Origin of the sequence: Comamonas sp. wu1-DMT (assembly GCF_040187805.1) — a bacterium.
Taxonomy (GTDB): Bacteria; Pseudomonadota; Gammaproteobacteria; order Burkholderiales; family Burkholderiaceae_C; genus Comamonas; species Comamonas thiooxydans.
Map to the genome: position 1 here is coordinate 1 of NZ_JBANEM010000001.1, position 16,078 is coordinate 16,078.

General features: G+C 59.5%; 15 protein-coding genes and 1 pseudogene. 6 read left to right on the forward strand and 10 right to left on the reverse strand.

Annotated features, from left to right (window positions below):
- Positions 1-101: 101 nt before the first annotated feature.
- The 6 genes and pseudogenes from mmsA to V8Z78_RS00035 form a co-directional block, all read right to left on the reverse strand.
- Positions 102-1,265, reverse strand: a pseudogene (mmsA, locus tag V8Z78_RS00005) (CoA-acylating methylmalonate-semialdehyde dehydrogenase); the annotation flags it as partial.
- A gap of 55 nt (positions 1,266-1,320) precedes the next feature.
- Positions 1,321-1,530, reverse strand: coding sequence for a hypothetical protein (locus V8Z78_RS00010; RefSeq protein WP_039051009.1), 210 nt, complete (start codon positions 1,528-1,530; stop codon positions 1,321-1,323).
- A 324-nt stretch (positions 1,531-1,854) separates the two neighbouring features.
- The gene (locus V8Z78_RS00020; protein ID WP_280039849.1) at positions 1,855-3,423 is read right to left on the reverse strand and encodes a sodium:solute symporter family transporter; all 1,569 of its coding nucleotides are present in this window, start codon (positions 3,421-3,423) and stop codon (positions 1,855-1,857) included.
- Positions 3,420-3,737, reverse strand: a complete 318-nt coding sequence (locus V8Z78_RS00025) for a DUF485 domain-containing protein (RefSeq protein WP_034355977.1) — start codon at positions 3,735-3,737, stop codon at positions 3,420-3,422. The genes V8Z78_RS00020 and V8Z78_RS00025 overlap by 4 nt, the downstream gene beginning before the upstream one ends.
- Positions 3,738-3,778: 41 nt before the next feature.
- Positions 3,779-4,573 (reverse strand): crotonase/enoyl-CoA hydratase family protein, encoded by a 795-nt coding sequence (locus V8Z78_RS00030; protein WP_280039848.1) that lies wholly within the window; start codon positions 4,571-4,573, stop codon positions 3,779-3,781.
- Positions 4,574-4,627: 54 nt separating this feature from the next.
- Positions 4,628-6,220, reverse strand: a complete 1,593-nt coding sequence (locus V8Z78_RS00035; RefSeq protein WP_349730655.1) for a long-chain-fatty-acid--CoA ligase — start codon at positions 6,218-6,220, stop codon at positions 4,628-4,630.
- A gap of 77 nt (positions 6,221-6,297) precedes the next feature.
- On the opposite strand from V8Z78_RS00035, the gene V8Z78_RS00040 reads away from it, so the two are divergent.
- Complete coding sequence (locus tag V8Z78_RS00040; RefSeq protein ID WP_502878827.1) at positions 6,298-7,392, forward strand: helix-turn-helix domain-containing protein; 1,095 nt, start codon at positions 6,298-6,300, stop codon at positions 7,390-7,392.
- A gap of 114 nt (positions 7,393-7,506) precedes the next feature.
- Positions 7,507-8,268: a nuclear transport factor 2 family protein gene (locus V8Z78_RS00045; RefSeq protein WP_349730656.1), complete on the forward strand. Its 762-nt coding sequence runs from the start codon at positions 7,507-7,509 to the stop codon at positions 8,266-8,268.
- A gap of 77 nt (positions 8,269-8,345) precedes the next feature.
- Here the strand turns inward: V8Z78_RS00045 and V8Z78_RS00050 are convergent, their stop codons facing one another.
- A complete protein-coding gene (locus V8Z78_RS00050) occupies positions 8,346-8,870 on the reverse strand; it encodes an OmpA family protein (RefSeq protein WP_003070835.1) in 525 nt (174 codons plus the stop codon).
- Between the two features lie 301 nt (positions 8,871-9,171).
- Here V8Z78_RS00050 and V8Z78_RS00055 point away from each other — a divergent pair, with 301 nt between their 5' ends.
- On the forward strand, positions 9,172-9,801 hold the full coding sequence (locus tag V8Z78_RS00055) for a gamma-glutamylcyclotransferase (RefSeq protein WP_003070833.1): 630 nt from the start codon (positions 9,172-9,174) through the stop codon (positions 9,799-9,801).
- A gap of 102 nt (positions 9,802-9,903) precedes the next feature.
- Entirely contained in the window at positions 9,904-10,515 is a 612-nt protein-coding gene (locus tag V8Z78_RS00060) for a superoxide dismutase family protein (RefSeq protein WP_003070831.1), read from the forward strand.
- A 142-nt stretch (positions 10,516-10,657) separates the two neighbouring features.
- On the opposite strand, the gene V8Z78_RS00065 is transcribed toward V8Z78_RS00060, so the two are convergent.
- The gene (locus tag V8Z78_RS00065) at positions 10,658-11,290 is read right to left on the reverse strand and encodes a nucleotidyltransferase family protein (RefSeq protein ID WP_349730959.1); all 633 of its coding nucleotides are present in this window, start codon (positions 11,288-11,290) and stop codon (positions 10,658-10,660) included.
- Between the two features lie 34 nt (positions 11,291-11,324).
- Here V8Z78_RS00065 and pdxH point away from each other — a divergent pair, with 34 nt between their 5' ends.
- Both pdxH and V8Z78_RS00075 read left to right on the forward strand, forming a co-directional pair.
- On the forward strand, positions 11,325-11,972 hold the full coding sequence (gene pdxH, locus V8Z78_RS00070; protein ID WP_046462426.1) for a pyridoxamine 5'-phosphate oxidase: 648 nt from the start codon (positions 11,325-11,327) through the stop codon (positions 11,970-11,972).
- 519 nt (positions 11,973-12,491) lie between these two features.
- Positions 12,492-13,196, forward strand: a complete 705-nt coding sequence (locus V8Z78_RS00075) for a site-specific integrase (RefSeq protein ID WP_349730657.1) — start codon at positions 12,492-12,494, stop codon at positions 13,194-13,196.
- Positions 13,197-13,258: 62 nt separating this feature from the next.
- Here the strand turns inward: V8Z78_RS00075 and V8Z78_RS00080 are convergent, their stop codons facing one another.
- Both V8Z78_RS00080 and V8Z78_RS00085 read right to left on the reverse strand, forming a co-directional pair.
- Positions 13,259-15,394: a TonB-dependent receptor domain-containing protein gene (locus tag V8Z78_RS00080; protein WP_349730658.1), complete on the reverse strand. Its 2,136-nt coding sequence runs from the start codon at positions 15,392-15,394 to the stop codon at positions 13,259-13,261.
- A gap of 156 nt (positions 15,395-15,550) precedes the next feature.
- Positions 15,551-15,970 carry a hypothetical protein gene (locus tag V8Z78_RS00085; protein WP_502878831.1) on the reverse strand — a complete coding sequence of 140 codons (420 nt, stop codon included), beginning with the start codon at positions 15,968-15,970 and terminating at the stop codon, positions 15,551-15,553.
- Positions 15,971-16,078 lie beyond the last annotated feature (108 nt).

Sequence of the window (16,078 nt, forward strand, 5' to 3'; positions counted from 1 at the left end):
GCGACTTCTCCTATCCCCTGGGAACACATCAATCTTACCGGAGAATATCGTTGGCCAAAGCCTTAGCGTAGGATTTCGCCCTCTCCCGCAAACGACCCCTAGATGCTCATTTCCGGCTTAACCTGGTCGAACAACGTGCCCCCCATCCAAAAGCCGTTGGCGCACCCCTCTCCGGCAGCAGCGCCCAGGAAGGTACGGCCATCAACGAGCAGTTGTGCCCCCTCCTTAACGCCCTGCTCGATATAGCTACTGATACGCGCATGCGCCGCAGGAGTCACGATGGGGCCCATCTCTGCCGCCAAATTGGTGCCATTGAGCACTTTCAATGCTCTGGTTCGTTCCTCCAATCTGGGCATGAGCTTGTCAGCGACGTCGCCTACGAGCACTGCGACAGAGATGGCCATGCAGCGCTCCCCCGCTGAACCATAGCCCGCACCGATCAGTGCATCCACGGCCTGGTCGATATCCGCATCTGGCATCACCACCATATGGTTCTTGGCGCCTCCCAGCGCCTGCACGCGCTTGCCATGGCGCGCACCGGTTTCATAGATGTAGTTGGCGATCGGGGTAGAGCCAACGAAGCTCAGCGCCTTCACTTCAGGGTGTTCCAGCAGCGCATCTACAACCTCTTTGTCTCCTTGAACAACGTTGAACACGCCGTCGGGCAAGCCTGACTGTTTCAACAGATCGGCGATGAACAAACTCGGGCTGGGGTCAATGGGGCTAGGCTTGAGCACGAAGCAATTGCCGGCGGCAATGGCCACGGGAAACATCCACATGGGCACCATGACGGGAAAATTGAAAGGTGTCACACCAGCGACGACGCCAAGTGGCTGGCGCAGAGTCCAGTTATCAATACCGGTACTGACTTGATCGGTAAAGTCGCCTTTAAGGAGTTGGGGAATTCCACATGAGAACTCGACGATATCGATGCCCCGTGCCACCTCGCCTTGAGCATCAGTGAAAACCTTGCCATGCTCGGCCGTGATGAGTGCGGCGAGTTCGTCCTTATTGCCATTAAGCAGTTCCAGGAACTTGAACAGCACGCGCGCGCGACGTATGGGCGGGGTGTCCGCCCACCGCGGAAATGCAGACTGCGCAGCAGCAACGGCAGCCTCCACGTCCTGAGCCGTACCCAGACGCACCTGGCGGCTAACGGCGCCGGTGGCGGGGTTGTAGATGGGTTGCTGACGCGTGCTGTTGCCAGAGATGTGAGCGCCGCCTATGTAGTGGGCGATTTCCGTTCTGTTACTGATGTCAGTCATGGTGAAACTCCTGTTCGGTGGAAAAAGAAACCCGTCGAATGACGAATGCCTGTGTTCAGAAAGACTCACACGCCAGCGTGCTTTCATTGGCTTCGATGACGATGTCGCGCAAGCCGAAAGGATGCGGATGGTGTAAGAAGTGCGATGTGGCGATCTTTGTGCTCAGGAAGGCCATATCTATCTTCTGGCGCGCCAACATGACCTTGCTGGCAGCAGCGGACACAATGCAAAGCTCATGCTGGCGCTGTTGAGCATTTCCGTGCATGCCGCGCCGATGCTGGGCAGACCTTGGCCGCCAAAGGCGGGGGGCTGCAACCCTCTTCCATCGACTGCAGCTAAGTCCATTTGAAGCCGGGCAAGGTGCTCACCGAGCCATCGGCCAAGGCAGCGGGGTTTTGTCCCCCAGCTGCATTCAGCGGCGCGATCACTATCTGGGTGAATTTGGCGCAGGCTTGGGCCGTCTCCGGCATGACTTCTTCCAGCCCCTGCAGTCGCGCGGTTGCGTCTAGCCCAGCAAGTTCCTTCATGCAAAACAGCATGTCGTCAATGGGGCTTGGTAAGTCATGTCCTTGCTTTATCTTCCGTACGTTCAATGAGATACAGAGGCAATGCCTACGGCGGTTTCCGCACGCACCTCCTGCGCAGGAAACCCAGCTTTGTCCTGCGCGGCGCGCGGTGAGCGGTCCATGATGGATACCACGACGATCACCACGAATGCCAACGGCATCGAAATCAGTGTGGGGTAGTCATAGGGAAATACCGGCGCGGCGAAATGGAAGATGCGCACCCATACCGCAGGCGAGAGCACTACCAAAGCAAGAGCCACGCTCAGCCCTACCAGGCCGCCGGCCAAGGCACCACGGGTCGTCAGGCTGCGCCAGTACATCGACATGAGCAACACTGGAAAGTTGGCGGATGCAGCGATGCTGAAGGCAAGGGCCACCAGGAAAGCCACGTTCTGATCTCGAAAGAGCAGGCCTAGCACGATGGCTACCATGCCGATGCCAATGGAGGCCAGACGGTTCACGCGCATGGCCTCACTGGGGGAAACATGGTCGTTCTTGTAGACCTTTGCATACAGGTCATGCGCAATAGCGGAGGCACCGGCCAGTGTCAATCCACTGACCACCGCGAGAATGGTGGCGAACGATACGGCAGCCAGCAGGCCGAACAGCAAGTTGCCGCCCAGCGCGGTCGCCAGGTGCATGATGGGCATATTTGAGCCCCCCAGCACAGGGCCGCCCACCTTGCCGTCCACGTAGAATGCGGGGTAGTTCGGCAGGATGGCCATTGCACTGAGACCCAGAAAGCAGATGATCACAAAGAACGCGCCCATCAAGCCTGTGGCGACGAAAACTGATTTGCGGGCCGCGCGCGCATTGGGCACGGTGAAGAAACGCATCATGATGTGAGGCAGGCCCGCAATGCCAAAGACTAGGGAGACGGCCAGTGACAAGCCGGAGATCGGATTCGCCATGAGCTTCCAGGGCCCTTTCATCGCTTCGCCAGCCTGATGGTTGTTGGCAGCAGCCGCCAATAAGGACGAGAAGTCGAAATTAAAATAGCGCAAAGCAAGCACCATCAGCACGATGCCGTTGCCCAGCATCAGCACGGCCTTGATGATCTGCACCCAGGTCGTTGCAACCATGCCGCCGACCACGACATACACCATCATCAGCAGACCAACGGCAATGACGGCATAGGTGTAGTCGATGCCAAACAGTAGCTGCACCAACTGTCCGGCGCCAACCATCTGCACAATGAGATAGAACAGCACCACGGTCAGCGAACTGATCGCGGTGAAGATGCGCGTACTGCGCTCATCCAAGCGGTAGGAAACGATGTCGCTCAGCGTATAGCGCCCCAGGTTGCGCAGGCGCTCAGCAATCAGAAACATGATCATGGGCCAGCCCATGAAGGCACACACCGCGTAGATCAGCGAGTCGAAGCCGTTGGAGAATGCCAAGCTGGAGATACCCAGCAATGTGGCTGCAGACATGTAGTCGCCCACGATTGCCATTCCATTCTGGGTCCCAGTGATACCGCCACCTGCAGTGTAAAAATCCGAGGTAGAACGCGTGCGGTTTGATGCCCAGTAGGTGATGCCTAGCGTGATGGCGACAAAACCAGCGAAGATCAGGATGGCCTGCGTATTCATGTTTGCAACCCCGACAGCAGCCGCGTGCACTGAGCGTCGAAGCGTGTATTAGCAATGTGGATATAAATGCCCGTTAGCCCCCATGACAACGCGATCAGCCCGGTGGCGCATGCCACGCCGCTGGTAAGCGTTCCCTCGCGGTTCAAAGGCACGGCCAGACTGGCAGGCGACATCACTGCAGCCAGAATGAAGGCCATACACAGTCCCAGGCATACGCTGGCAAAGGCAAATGCCACGCGGCGGCGCTGGGTTTTGAGTTGTTCATAGCCAGGGTGGCCGGGCAGCCGCCGGCATATTTCTTCATTCGATAGCATGCTTGTCTCCGTTGTTGTTGCGGGTCGGCAGGCGAACAGAATCAGTGGCCCAGTTGAACCTTGTGTGCCCTCTTGTTGACGAACTCGCCCAGGCGCTGCTGTACGTCATGCCCCTGCTGGATCATGGCCATAACCAGCCCTTCGGTGAACAAACCATCCGTGGCCGACATGTCCGCAATGCGGCTGATGGCACTGACGATGGCGTAGTTGGACAGCGCCGCGTTGCCAGCGATCTTTTTCGCCAGGGAAAGTGCCAATTCAGAGGCTGGTGTATCGCCCTTGGCGGAGTCGCAGACGTAGTGGGCCAGACCGAGTTGACGGCCTTCGTGCGCATCGATGACCCGGCCCGTGAGCATCATCTCAACCATGCGGGGGGCGGAGATGATGCGCGCCGTGCGTACAGTGGCACCGCCGCCAGTGAAGATGCCACGTGTGCCCTCGGGCAACGCGAAGAAGGTGCCGCTGTCGGCCACACGGACATGGGCCGCGCTGGCAAGTTCCAGCCCACCGCCTACTACGGCGCCTTGCAGGCAGGCGACCACAGGGATGCCGCCATGCTGGATCTTGTCGAACGCGCGGTGCCAGCCCTGACACACGCGCATGAATTCAACGCCGCTGCGCTCCTTGTCATGGTGCTCCTTCAAATCGAGCCCGGCACAGAAATGCTCACCCTTGGCCATTAGAAGGACGACGCGGATGTGGCTGGGAATAGCCGAAAAATAGGCATCGATGGCCGCAATCGCTTCCTCGTTCAGCGCATTGCGCTTGTGCTCCATGTTCAGGGTAACGATGCCGACGTCGTCCTGCTCGGACGTCAGCAAAAGAGGGGTAGACATAGAAAGAACTCCTTGCAAGCGGTGAAATGGGTAACGAATGGGGATAGGGACGGATCACGTCGCCAGCGCACGCAGCGCTGTTTTCTGAATCTTTCCGGTGGCCGTCATCGGCATGTGATCTATGAACACCACCCTGTCGGGAATAGACCACTTCGCCACACGCCCTTGGTAGCGCGCGAGAATCCGTTCGGCCGATCGCTCCGCGCCCGCCTTAGGCACGACGAACAGCACCGGGCGTTCACCCCACTTTTCGTTGGCCTCGGCAATGCAGGCTGCCAACTCGACACCGGACTCTTCCATCGCGATGTTTTCAATCTCTATGGATGAGATCCACTCTCCGCCTGACTTGATGACATCCTTGCGGCGATCCGTGATGCGCATGTAGCCGTCCGCATCCATGCTGCCGACGTCTCCCGTACAGAACCATCCGTCTTCGATCGCGGGCTCATTCTTGCCGTAGTAGCGAGAGATGACCCAGTTGCCCTGAACCATCAGGTGCCCAGTTGAAACTCCATCGTGGGGCAATCGATTGCCAGCATCGTCCACCACCTTGAATCTCGCACCAAACAAGGGCCGCCCCTGCGACGCCAGCACCTGCAGGGCTTCGTCGCCAGACAGCGACGCATGCTGGGGAAGCAATTGGCACACCGTTCCCAGGGGGGACACCTCCGTCATCCCCCAGGCATGGCGCACCGAGACATTACGGGCGTCAAAAGCCGCAATCATGTGAGGCGGGCATGCCGCGCCACCGATGAGAATGCGCTGGAGCGTGCTGAAGGCTAGTCCGTGGCTTTCGGCATGGTCCAACACGCCTTTCCATACAGTTGGAACGCCGGCCGACAACGTCACCCCTGCTCGCTCGCACAGAGCGTACAGGCGCTCCCCCTGCATGTTCGATCCCGGCAAGACAATCTTGGCCCCGGACATCAAGGCTGAATACGGCAAACCCCAAGCATTGACATGAAACATGGGCACCAATGGCATCACGGCATCTCTGGCCGAGATGGCGACGGCGTTGGGATGGCTGGACGCGTAGGCGTGCAGCACAGTTGATCGATGGGAGTACAGTACCCCCTTCGGCGCTCCAGTGGTGCCGGACGTGTAGCACAGCCCACACGCGGTATTTTCATCAAAGACCGGCCATTCAAAGCCACGGGTGTCGTTGCCAAGCCAGGAGCCGTAGTTGTCCCCAGCGCTTCCTCCACCTGCACCTTCGCTCAACAGCACCCAATGCGCCACTGACGGGCACTGAGGGCGCAAGAAATCGACCAGCTCTGTGAATTGCGCGTCGTAGAACAGAACGGTGTCCTGCGCATCATTGATGATGAAGGTGATTTGCTCACGACTCAGCCGCGGATTAACCGTGTGGCAAATCACGCCGATACCAGCCGTGGCATAGTAGATTTCCAGATGGCGATAGGTATTCCATGCCAATGTCGCCACCCTGTGACCTGGCTGTACTTCATGCCGCGTCATGCCGATGGCCAGATCCATCACTCTTTCACCGAATTCACGGTACGAGTACGTGTGCAACCCACCATCGTCAAGTGCCGTTAAAATCTGCTGATCTCCGCTATTTTCAATGGCATACGTTAGGATTGAACTGATAAGCAGCGGCATGCGCATCATGTTTCCAAGCCGTTCCATGTCGTTGTCTCCTTTTCCTTTATTCAGAGAATAGGTACAAGGCGCTCCCCATCCAATTGCCAATGGCGACTTGAAACATGCAAAAAGTGACAATCGCACCAGATCCCCTGGAATGGCCTCAAACGGATGCAGAGGATGGCAGAGGTACCTCGACGGCAACTGTTTCACTCGATTTGGTGCAGGATCTGCTGCAAAGTCTGCGGGCGCTTTGCTCCGAACAAGCTTTGGATCGCTGCCTGAAAGAGGCTGGAATAGTCAAGGAATTCATCAGCCACCCTGGCGCTCGGCTCACACACGATCAGCTCGTTGGGCTTTATCAGAAAAGCGCTGGCGCAACGGGCGATGAAATGATGGGTTTATGGAGCCGCCCCATACGAACCGGCTCCCTGAAATACATCATCCGGGTGCTCATGGATGCGCCCACAATCGATGTGGCGCTATATCGCTTCACACAGTTCTGGAACCTGCTGCTGGACGACTATCGCTTGAATTTTGGACAAGCTGAAACCACACTGCGCCTGGACCTGATCCCCCGTTCACCCGAGGCGAGGGTGAACCGCTTCGGCCACGCACTGATGTTGAAGCTCACGCACGGCATCGTTTCATGGCTCGTCGGCCGGGAGGTTCCTGTTTACAGCGTGGGGCTCGCATTTCCGCGTCCCTCCTTTGCCGCCGACTATCCGATCCTGTTCCCGGCCCCCATTGATTTCGATGGCAAGCACTCGCAGATCACCTTTGGTGCCGAGCTAGGGAAAATCCGGCCCGTACGCAGTGCAGCTGACGTACGGACCTTTCTTGCACGAGCACCCCGCGATTGGATTTTCACCTCCTACCACGAACACGCTATACGGCTAAAAGTGCGCGAGTTGTTGCACGCAGATCTGGGAAGAACGCTGGACGACGTTTCAAGCCGACTGCACATGTCCTCGCGAACATTGATCCGCAAATTGCAAGAGGAAGGTCTGTCCTTCCAGGGCATCAAGGATGAACTGCGCAGGGACTTGGCCATCCTGAACCTTGTACGTAACGACGTTTCTCTGGCTGAGATCTCCTATGCCCTGGGCTTCAGCACTCCTGCTGTTTTTCACCGCGCCTTTCGTCACTGGACGGGTATGACTCCGGGCACATACCGGACTGCGCAGCGAAGCATTTCCCAAGTAACCAAGCCATGACGTCAGCCATGCAGTCTTAAGCCCGCCACTGCGTACCGTTGTGGCCTGTTGTCCCAACCACTGTTAGAGAGCAGGCTTTCACAGTGTGAATCTCATGTCCGCATCGAGCGGCAGATGGAGCCCACCAGAGAGCCCGGTGCGGCACCAGCAGATGCAGGCCACACACTGACCATCAGTTACCAGGCGATGGACGATGGTCCCGACCGTATTGGCGGCAATGTCCTTGGCGATCTGTGCCAATTCCTGATTTTTCAGGCCCGAATTGACTACCTATCGTCCAAACATGGGTTTGCAGGCATTGGCCGGCATTCCAGACTCGGTACTCCAACACCAATCAGGAGACAGGCAATGAGTGACTCGGTTCTGGAGCAACTCCAGCAGCGTTTGCAGCATCTTGAGGATATTCAGTCGATACAGGCTTTGAAGGCTCGGTACTTGCGGGCCTGCGATCAGAAGCAGCCGAATGCCATGCGTGAGTGCTTTGTCGAGCATGGTGCAGTCATCGAAGCCGATGGTTTTCCGGCTTTTACGGATCGAGAAGAATGGGTTGAAACCTTCACCAGACTGGCAGTTGCCAATCCGTCCATCCAGGACATGCACCACGGCCACAACCCTCAGATCAGCTTTACGGGCGCCGATAGTGCAAAAGGCTTGTGGGATCTGGAGTTCTGCCAGGTCAATGTCAAGGAACGCACCATCGTCAATCTCTCAGGTCAGTACAGCGACGAGTACGAGCGCATCAACGGGTGCTGGCAGATCCGTTCCATGCGCTTTGCGCGGGGATCGTTTGTCATGCGCCAGGTCGATGCCGGCGGTATTGAAAGAGTCATTGCCCTGGGCAAGCCTCCGGCAGCTGGATTCATTGAAAACAACTGATCCTTGCTCTGCTGCAAATACCAAAAGCCCTATACAGCGAATGCCATATCGGGCTTTGCGCAAGAGAGCCGGGTTTATCAGTCGGCCAGAATCACTTCCACACGGCGAGCTTCGGCATTGGAGCCGTCGGCCTGAGATTGCTCGGGCTTCTTCAGCTCGACCTTGTCTTCTGTCACGCCCAGTGCCACCAGAGCGGCCTGGACGGCTTGCGCACGTTGCTTGGCCAGCTCCGCGTTGATTTCAGCACTGCCGGTTGCATCATGGAAGCCGGAGATCACAGCGCGCTTGCCTTCAGCCACGCCCTTGACCACGTTGCTCAGCGCTTCGTTGGCGCCAGCGGCCACTTCCGCCTTGCCCGAGACAAAGTAGAACTTGACCACACCGTTTTCCACGATCACGCGGGCAGTTTCTTCAACCACCACCACAGGCACGTTGGTCGCGCTGGGTGCGGACACGGCGGCTTCAGCCTTGGGAGCATGGGAAATGCCGCGCTTGTAGACGACGGTGCCGACGACGGTGGAGACAACCAGAGCGATCAGGGCAAACAGAAAACCCAGGGCAAAGCGTTGTTGGCTATCGTCGTCAGAGCTGTTGAAGGACATGAATGAAATCTCCGTATTTGCGGGTGATTATGAAAGTACGAAACCTGTATTCATGACGCTTTGCAGCCCGACTACATGCTTCGGGCTGACAAAGCGACAAAACCACGCATTCTAGAGGTTTGCCGTGAAACGCCCTAACGACTGCCTTCACGGCAATCGCAAAAAAGATTCAAGTTTCAGCCGTTTCACAGCGGCAAAGCGTTGCTTTTACGCCTTCGTGCGTGCACAGGTGCACCGACGGCGCGTCCGCGCGTTATATATCAAAGTCAATTCAGCTCTGAATCCGGTTTGAGGAGTTTCCATGTCCGCCCTGCCCTTGTTGAACCATTCCATGCGTGATGCCGACCAGATGCTGGAGCGGGCTCTGGCGCAGTGGGGAGGCGATGAGGATTTGTGGATTTTTGGCTATGGCTCCCTGATCTGGCGTCCCGAATTCGACTTCAGCGAACGCCGATCGGCCCATGTACATGGCTGGCATCGTGCTCTCAAAATGTGGAGCACCATCAACCGTGGCACCCCCCAGGTACCAGGCCTGGTGTTCGGCATGCTCTCGGGCGGCAGCTGCCAGGGCATGGCCTTCCGTATTCCACGCAACCAAGGCGATACCGTCATGCGGAAGCTTTGGCTGCGTGAGATGCCCAATGCCGTCTATGACCCGCGCTGGCTGCCTTGCCGCACGCCGCACGGAGCCGTGAAGGCCCTGGCATTCACGCTCTCGCGCCAAAGCCCGCACCATACCGGCGAGCTGGCGCCGGATGAATACCGGCGCATCTTCTCTGAGGCCCAGGGCATATACGGCACAACGCTGGACTACGCCCAGGCCACTTTTGACGAGTTGCAACGGCTGGGCATTGACGACAAGGCGCTCAAGCGCCTGCTGGCCTATGCGGACTTCCAGCAAGCCAGGTGCTCAGCTGTTGCTGCTATTTGAAACGTAGCTAACATCGCTCTACTGTATTGGGATACAAGGCAAAAAAGCTTGAAATTCTGGCGATCCGGGGCACAATGGCCTTTTGATTTCGGAAAGACTGCCATGCTCCCTAACCGTGTTGCCGCCCTCTTTTCGCGCCCTGCCTGGACAGGTCTGGCGCTTGCCGCAAGCCTGGCCGTGACGGCCTGTTCCACGACCAGCAACACGGCCGCGCCCTCTTCTTCGGAGACGGCGTCTGCAGCAACTCCCAGCAAAGGCGTGCAATCGATTGCACGTCTGGAAGCCACCAAGGGCAGCCAGGTAACGGGCACTGTGCAGTTCTTCCCGCAGCCTGACGGTAGCGTGCGAGTAAAAGGCCGCGTGGAAGGGCTGGCGCCGAATAGCGAGCACGGCTTTCACGTCCATGAAAAAGGCGACTGCTCCAGCGGCGACGGCTTGAGCGCTGGCGGCCATTTCAATCCTGGACAGCAGGCGCATGGCAAATTCGGCGACACCAAGGCCCATCACATCGGTGACCTGCCCAGCCTTGACGCCGATACCCAGGGCGTGGCGACTATCGATTTTTTGAGCAAGGAGTTCAAACTGGACAGAGGCAGCAACGGCATTCTGGGTCGGTCGCTGATCGTGCACAACGATCCGGATGACTACACGACCCAGCCTACCGGCAATTCAGGCGCGCGCCTGGCTTGTGCCGTAATCGAGCGCGGCGCGTAAAGCTGTCGCTCTCGCATGGAAAGAGCCGCGAACACGCGCCAGCAAGACAAGGTCTGATGGTCGACCAAGCCTTGACCGAGACACAGCGACAAACCTAGACGAGCTCGGCAAAGTCAATGGTTGTCGAGTCCTAGCCCCTCCTTCAGGGGCTTTTTGACGACCGTGAATTGCGGTCATGCCAGATCTTGCGCGCTTCCTCCAAGGCCTGCACTGTGTCCACATCGAGCACACAGCCTATGTCATCGCAGTCCCAGCGTTGCAGACGCTGATTCTCCGCCGCATTACGCACGATGGAGGCCGCGCCCTGATCGCCGCTCAGCAGGGCGAGTGCCTGAGCTGCCGCCCGGCTAAAAGCTACTGGATGACCCTTCCGTCCCTGGTAGAAGGGTTGAATCACATGCAGCTCACGGCTATCCAGCCGCGTTAGCTGCAAGGCCAACTCGTGTAGCGTAGCGGCTTGAACCAAAGGCAAATCTGCAGGCAGGATCAGCCAGCCTTTGGCACCAGCTGTGGCCTTGACGGCCGCCGCAATGCTGTCGCCCATGCCGGGATGAGGCCCGCACTCCAGATGCCAGGGAAGGCCAGAGGCCTGCACTGCAGACAGAGTGGTCTGTAAAACGGTTTGCTGGCCCAGCACGGCCTGGAGCTTGTGGCTGGAGCCGCCCGATGCGAGAAAGCGCTCTCCCCTGCCCGCAGCGAGAACCAGCACACAAGGCCGGTCCGGATCAACCATGGGAGCGGGCAAAACTTCTTGATTCATATTGCTGTCGAGCATAACGCCGGCTTTGGCTGCGCGGCACAATGTGAACATGAGCAGCCTATCTTCATCCATTGCCGATCTGCGCAAAAGCTATGAACGCGCAGAGCTGAGCGAATCCGCTTCCAACCAGAATCCCCTGCAGCAGTTCGACCAATGGCTGCAGGAAGCTGTGAGAGCCCAGGTGCCCGAGCCCAATGCCATGACTGTGGCGACCGTGGGCGGCGACCTGCGACCCAGCACGCGCATCGTGCTGATCAAAGGCTATGACGAGCGTGGCATTGTCTGGTACACCAACTACGACAGCCGAAAGGGTCAGCAACTGGCGGGCAATCCATTCGCCGCCCTGCAATTTCACTGGGTGGAGCTGGAGCGTGTGGTACGCATCGAAGGCCGTGTGGAAAAAGTCAGCGCCGAGGAAAGCGATGCCTACTTTGCCAGCCGCCCGCTTGACTCCAGGATCGGGGCCTGGGCCAGTCCACAAAGCCAGGTCATCAGCGGTCGCGGCGTGCTGGTGGCCAATGCCGCCAAATACAGCGCACAGTTTTTACTCAATCCTCCCCGGCCTCCTCATTGGGGTGGTTTCCGTCTTGTGCCCGAGCGTTGGGAGTTCTGGCAGGGGCGCAAGAGCCGGCTGCATGACCGCCTGAGCTACCGCCAGGAAGGTCAGGACTGGATTCGCGAACGGCTGGCGCCCTGAGTTTTGATGGATCCGTCATGAAAATGTGAGGGCGCTGCGACAGAAAGCGCCCTCTTCGCTGATTACTTCAGGCTTGTGATTGAGTGAATGTATTTTTGTTGGTAGTGATAGATACTTCATGTAAGTTACATTAAACTCTTCATATGCAAGACAAAAACATTCCGGATCAGCAGACTCCAGATCCATCCACACTGCCAACTGGAAGCCAGCTGTTTCGCGACTGGCTCGAGCATGAGGGCAGCAAGAGCTGGGATGCGCTGGACACCTCTCCAGACGGCAATTATGAAAAGGTCTGGCAGGCCTGGTTGATGCATCTGTCCGGGCAAGCACCGATCTCAGACAAGGTGCGCCCTGCCCGCAGGCCGCGCTCTTCAAAGTCCTGGCATCAGGCAAGCGAGCTGGATGTACAGAGCTTCTTGCAGATACGCGATGGACAACGAGCGCACCACCACCCCGAGCGCAAGATCAGTCCGGTCACCCGCCGCCGCTACTGGCGGCTGCTGGAGCGCATCTACGACCATGCGATGGAGCACGGCTGGATCAGCGCCAACCCTGCAACCGGTCTCGAGCCGGCCGAACGACCTCCCTCGGAAGACGGCAAGGGCCATTGCCTGCCCCCCCCTGCTCTGGCAGTCACTGCCAAGGCACTTTCCCAGCGCCGACGGTTATCAGGACGCACGCGACCGCGCCATTGTGCTGCTGCTCTACGAGATGGCTCTGGCTCCCGAAGAGGTGCGCTGCCTGCTATGGAAGAACCTGCTTTCAAGCGCAAATCAGGTCTGGGTTGGCAGCTCGGAAAGCATTGCGAACGGAGAGTCACCCCTGCCCCGCTACCTGCAGATAGAAGGCGGCAGAGATGCTCAGCAAAGGCTGCTTGAGCTGCCCGACTCCGTGGCCCAGGCCTTGCAAAGCTGGAGAAGATTCAGCGCCGCACAGCGCGGGCCGTCGGTGATTGACGGCAACCATATCGTCTTCTATTCGCGCCGTGGCGGCGAGTTGTCGGTACGCATGCTGTTCCATGTGGCCTCGCAGATCATTCAGCGCGCTCACAGTGCCCAGCCCGAGGACAGCCAGAAATTTCCGTTGCAGCGCGTGGGGCCGCAGGTCTTGCGCAACACGGCCATCGTGCAGTGGCTGCGCGCCGGCGTGCCCGAATCGGAAGTGATTGCCAGGATAGGCGTGGACAGCACTCGTTCCCTGCGCCATCTGCAGCACTATCTATAGCCATGGCGTCCGGCCCAGGCCCAAACCCGGGCCGGATGTAGCTTGGCTCATCAAGAGCCGGATCAGAAGTCCATTCTCAGACCGACCACCAGATTACGACCCGTCAACGGGGCTGCGCTCTTGATGAACGAGGTTGCAGCGTAGGCCAGACGGTTGGTGAGGTTCTGGCCCTTGACATAGAACTGCCACTGGTTGCCACCACTCTTCCAGAGGTAGCTGGCGCCCAGGTTCAGCATGCCGTAGCCCGGTGTCTGGGTTTCGTACTGGGCCGTGCGGTTCTGGCGCAGCACCTGGGTCCATTCAGCCATGGTGTCCCAGCCGGCCAGACGCGCGTTCACCCGCAAGCCGGCACGTAATGCCGGAATGCGTGGCAGCGCAGAGCCATCTTCCAGACGCGCACGCACGCCGTCGCCAAACACGCTCAGGCTCAACTCGCGACTCAGGCGCTGGCTCAGCTGAGCCTCCCAGCCCGTAAAGCGCGCATTGCCCTGGGTGTATTGCAGCAGCTGCAACCCTTCGTGGGCATCCAGCGTGGCGCCGTAGATATAGCCCTTGATGCGGTAGTGATAGGCATTGAGCTTCCAGGTCGTATCACCGGCCGTCTTGGCCAGGCCCAGGTCCAGCGCCTGCGAGCGCTCGCGCGACAGATTGGGATTGCCGATTTCGTAGGTTGCCGTGGCCATGTGCAGGCCGTTGGCAAACAGCTCTTCGGCCGTGGGCATGCGGCTGCCGCTGGTGAACGAGGCCGATGCGCTATAGCCGGGCTGGAACTTCCAGGCCGTGCCCAGCGACGCCGAAGTGGCGCTGTGGCTGCGACGCTCGTTGCTCAGCTCGGCCTCCACGCGTTGGCGGTCGTGGCGCAAGGCTCCCTGAAAGCTCCAATCCTGCCAGCGGTATTCCTCCAGCAGATAGAGGCTGTGGCGCTGGGTATCCGTGGGCTGCACATAGGCCTCTTCGCCCGTGGCGCTGAAGCGGCGCTTGAGGGTTTGCAGACCCAGCGTGCCACGCCAGCCGGCGATGGGTTCATGCTCCATCTCCAGGCGCAGGTCATGGGCCTTGTTTCTGAACTGAGTGGCCACGCTGCCATCCTCGATCTCGTCGTGGCGGTAATTGGTCAGGCCCCCGCGCAGACGCAGTGCGGCGATGCCGGCTGTGGGCTTGCGCCATTCGCCGCGCAGATCCCAGCGCTCGCTGGTCAGATCGACCACGGGCACACTGCCGCCTTCCTCATGATCATGGTCGTGGTCATGCCCATCATGGGAGCCGCAATGCAGATGATCGCCATGTGCGTGGCAGCCTTCGAAGCTGTGCTGATGGCCTGGCAAGCCGTACCTGGCCTGCTGCCGCGTGTAGGCCAGGCCCAGATAGCCCTGATTGCCTACCCAGGACAGGCCCACGCTGCCCGTGTTGCCGCGGCTGAAGCTGCCCGGAACCTTGCTCTGGCCCCAGCCGCTGCCCACGCGATAGTCTCCCGCGTTGCGGGCCACGCCTTCGGCATGCAGCACCAGCTGGCCGTTATCGTTCTTGAGCGGCGTGGCCGTGGTAAGGGAGAAGGCCCCGGCCGACATGCCTGCCGCCGTGCCGGCCTGCACCTCGGCCGAACCTTCCAGGCCCTTCTCAGGCACCCGGGTCGGAATCTTGCCGTCCAGCACATTCACCACGCCCCCCATGGCGCCGGGGCTGTAGAGCAAAGCTGAAGGGCCGCGCAGCACTTCGATCTGATTGGCCAGCAGCGGCTCGGTGGTCACCGCATGGTCGGGGCTGACCGTCGAGGCATCGAGCAACTCCGAGCCATCGCTGAGCACGGAGACCCGCGCACCATCCATGCCTCGAATCACAGGGCGGCTGGCTCCCGCACCGAAATGGCTGGCATTGATGCCCGGCTCGGCCGCCAGGGTCTCGCCCAGGGTCGCGGCACGGCGCAGGCGCAGTTCCTCTTCACCGAGGACCTGGACGGGCGTGGCCATATCGCCGGCGGCCATGCCGGTCGCCGATACGGTCACCTCCGCCAGGCTGGACTCTTGCTTGGCTGCATCGGACTGCGCAAAGGCCAGGGGTGAGCAGGCCAGCAGGCCCAGGCCTGTACCCAGAGCCAGCCCGCGCCCTGCCGGCTGCAGCGCTTCGATGGCGCGGGCCAGAGCCGACTTGGAAGAACGGCGCAAGGAATGGGCGGAAGAATTCAAAAAACGTTGAGACATCTCAGTTCCACAAACGACCGTGCGCACGCAGGCGGTCAAAAGTGCGCACGAAATTCAATAAAAACAGCCTGTAGTGCTTGTGTACAAAGCGCTGAAAGCTATCAATCTTGAGGTTTCTGGCAGCAGCAAACAGACCATGCAAAGCATGGCCCGAGCCTAGGCCAGGGAGCTGAGAGACAGAGGGGGCGCGCGTGCAGCCAGCGGCGCTGCAATAAAGACGGCTCTGGGCGCGGGAGCAAAAGGCCGGGGGATGAAGCTGTCAGGTGGCGGCGCACTGAAAGCGAGTACGGCCACAGGCCCGGCATAGCCATGATTGGCCTGGTCCAGCAGCTGGCATTCTGCCGGTCCGTGACCGGCAAACAGCGCATGGACCCAGCCCTGATCCGGGGCGCAGCCGCTGTTGTCACTCTGGCAGTCGCCAGCCGCAGCCACAGCCGACGAGGTTGGCTGCACATGGCTGTGCGCCACATAGGACTTTGTCGGGACTGTATTGACCGCGTGAACCGCACGGTGCATCTGGCCAAGCGTCGGGCCCAGCACCATGGCCAGGGCCAGCAGGCCCATCAGCCAGCGCATCACCCAGATTTCACGCAGGCTGGCGCAACCGCCAGCGGATGCTGGACGGCTGTTTCTGCGTAGATGGGAGTGATGTGACACGTTCAGGAGCAAATGCGGTCGGGCGAA

Coding starts and splice junctions, on each gene's coding strand:
- V8Z78_RS00025 (WP_034355977.1), bottom strand. CDS start 3,737: ATGCTATCGAATGAAGAAATATGCCGGCGGCTGCCCGGCCACCCTGGC.
- V8Z78_RS00060 (WP_003070831.1), top strand. CDS start 9,904: ATGCTCCCTAACCGTGTTGCCGCCCTCTTTTCGCGCCCTGCCTGGACA.
- V8Z78_RS00055 (WP_003070833.1), top strand. CDS start 9,172: ATGTCCGCCCTGCCCTTGTTGAACCATTCCATGCGTGATGCCGACCAG.
- V8Z78_RS00020 (WP_280039849.1), bottom strand. CDS start 3,423: ATGAATACGCAGGCCATCCTGATCTTCGCTGGTTTTGTCGCCATCACG.
- V8Z78_RS00010 (WP_039051009.1), bottom strand. CDS start 1,530: ATGCACGGAAATGCTCAACAGCGCCAGCATGAGCTTTGCATTGTGTCC.
- pdxH (WP_046462426.1), top strand. CDS start 11,325: ATGAGCAGCCTATCTTCATCCATTGCCGATCTGCGCAAAAGCTATGAA.
- V8Z78_RS00035 (WP_349730655.1), bottom strand. CDS start 6,220: ATGGAACGGCTTGGAAACATGATGCGCATGCCGCTGCTTATCAGTTCA.
- V8Z78_RS00050 (WP_003070835.1), bottom strand. CDS start 8,870: ATGTCCTTCAACAGCTCTGACGACGATAGCCAACAACGCTTTGCCCTG.
- V8Z78_RS00085 (WP_502878831.1), bottom strand. CDS start 15,970: ATGCGCTGGCTGATGGGCCTGCTGGCCCTGGCCATGGTGCTGGGCCCG.
- V8Z78_RS00080 (WP_349730658.1), bottom strand. CDS start 15,394: ATGTCTCAACGTTTTTTGAATTCTTCCGCCCATTCCTTGCGCCGTTCT.
- V8Z78_RS00075 (WP_349730657.1), top strand. CDS start 12,492: ATGCGATGGAGCACGGCTGGATCAGCGCCAACCCTGCAACCGGTCTCG.
- V8Z78_RS00045 (WP_349730656.1), top strand. CDS start 7,507: ATGGAGCCCACCAGAGAGCCCGGTGCGGCACCAGCAGATGCAGGCCAC.
- V8Z78_RS00065 (WP_349730959.1), bottom strand. CDS start 11,290: ATGCTCGACAGCAATATGAATCAAGAAGTTTTGCCCGCTCCCATGGTT.
- V8Z78_RS00030 (WP_280039848.1), bottom strand. CDS start 4,573: ATGTCTACCCCTCTTTTGCTGACGTCCGAGCAGGACGACGTCGGCATC.
- V8Z78_RS00040 (WP_502878827.1), top strand. CDS start 6,298: ATGCAAAAAGTGACAATCGCACCAGATCCCCTGGAATGGCCTCAAACG.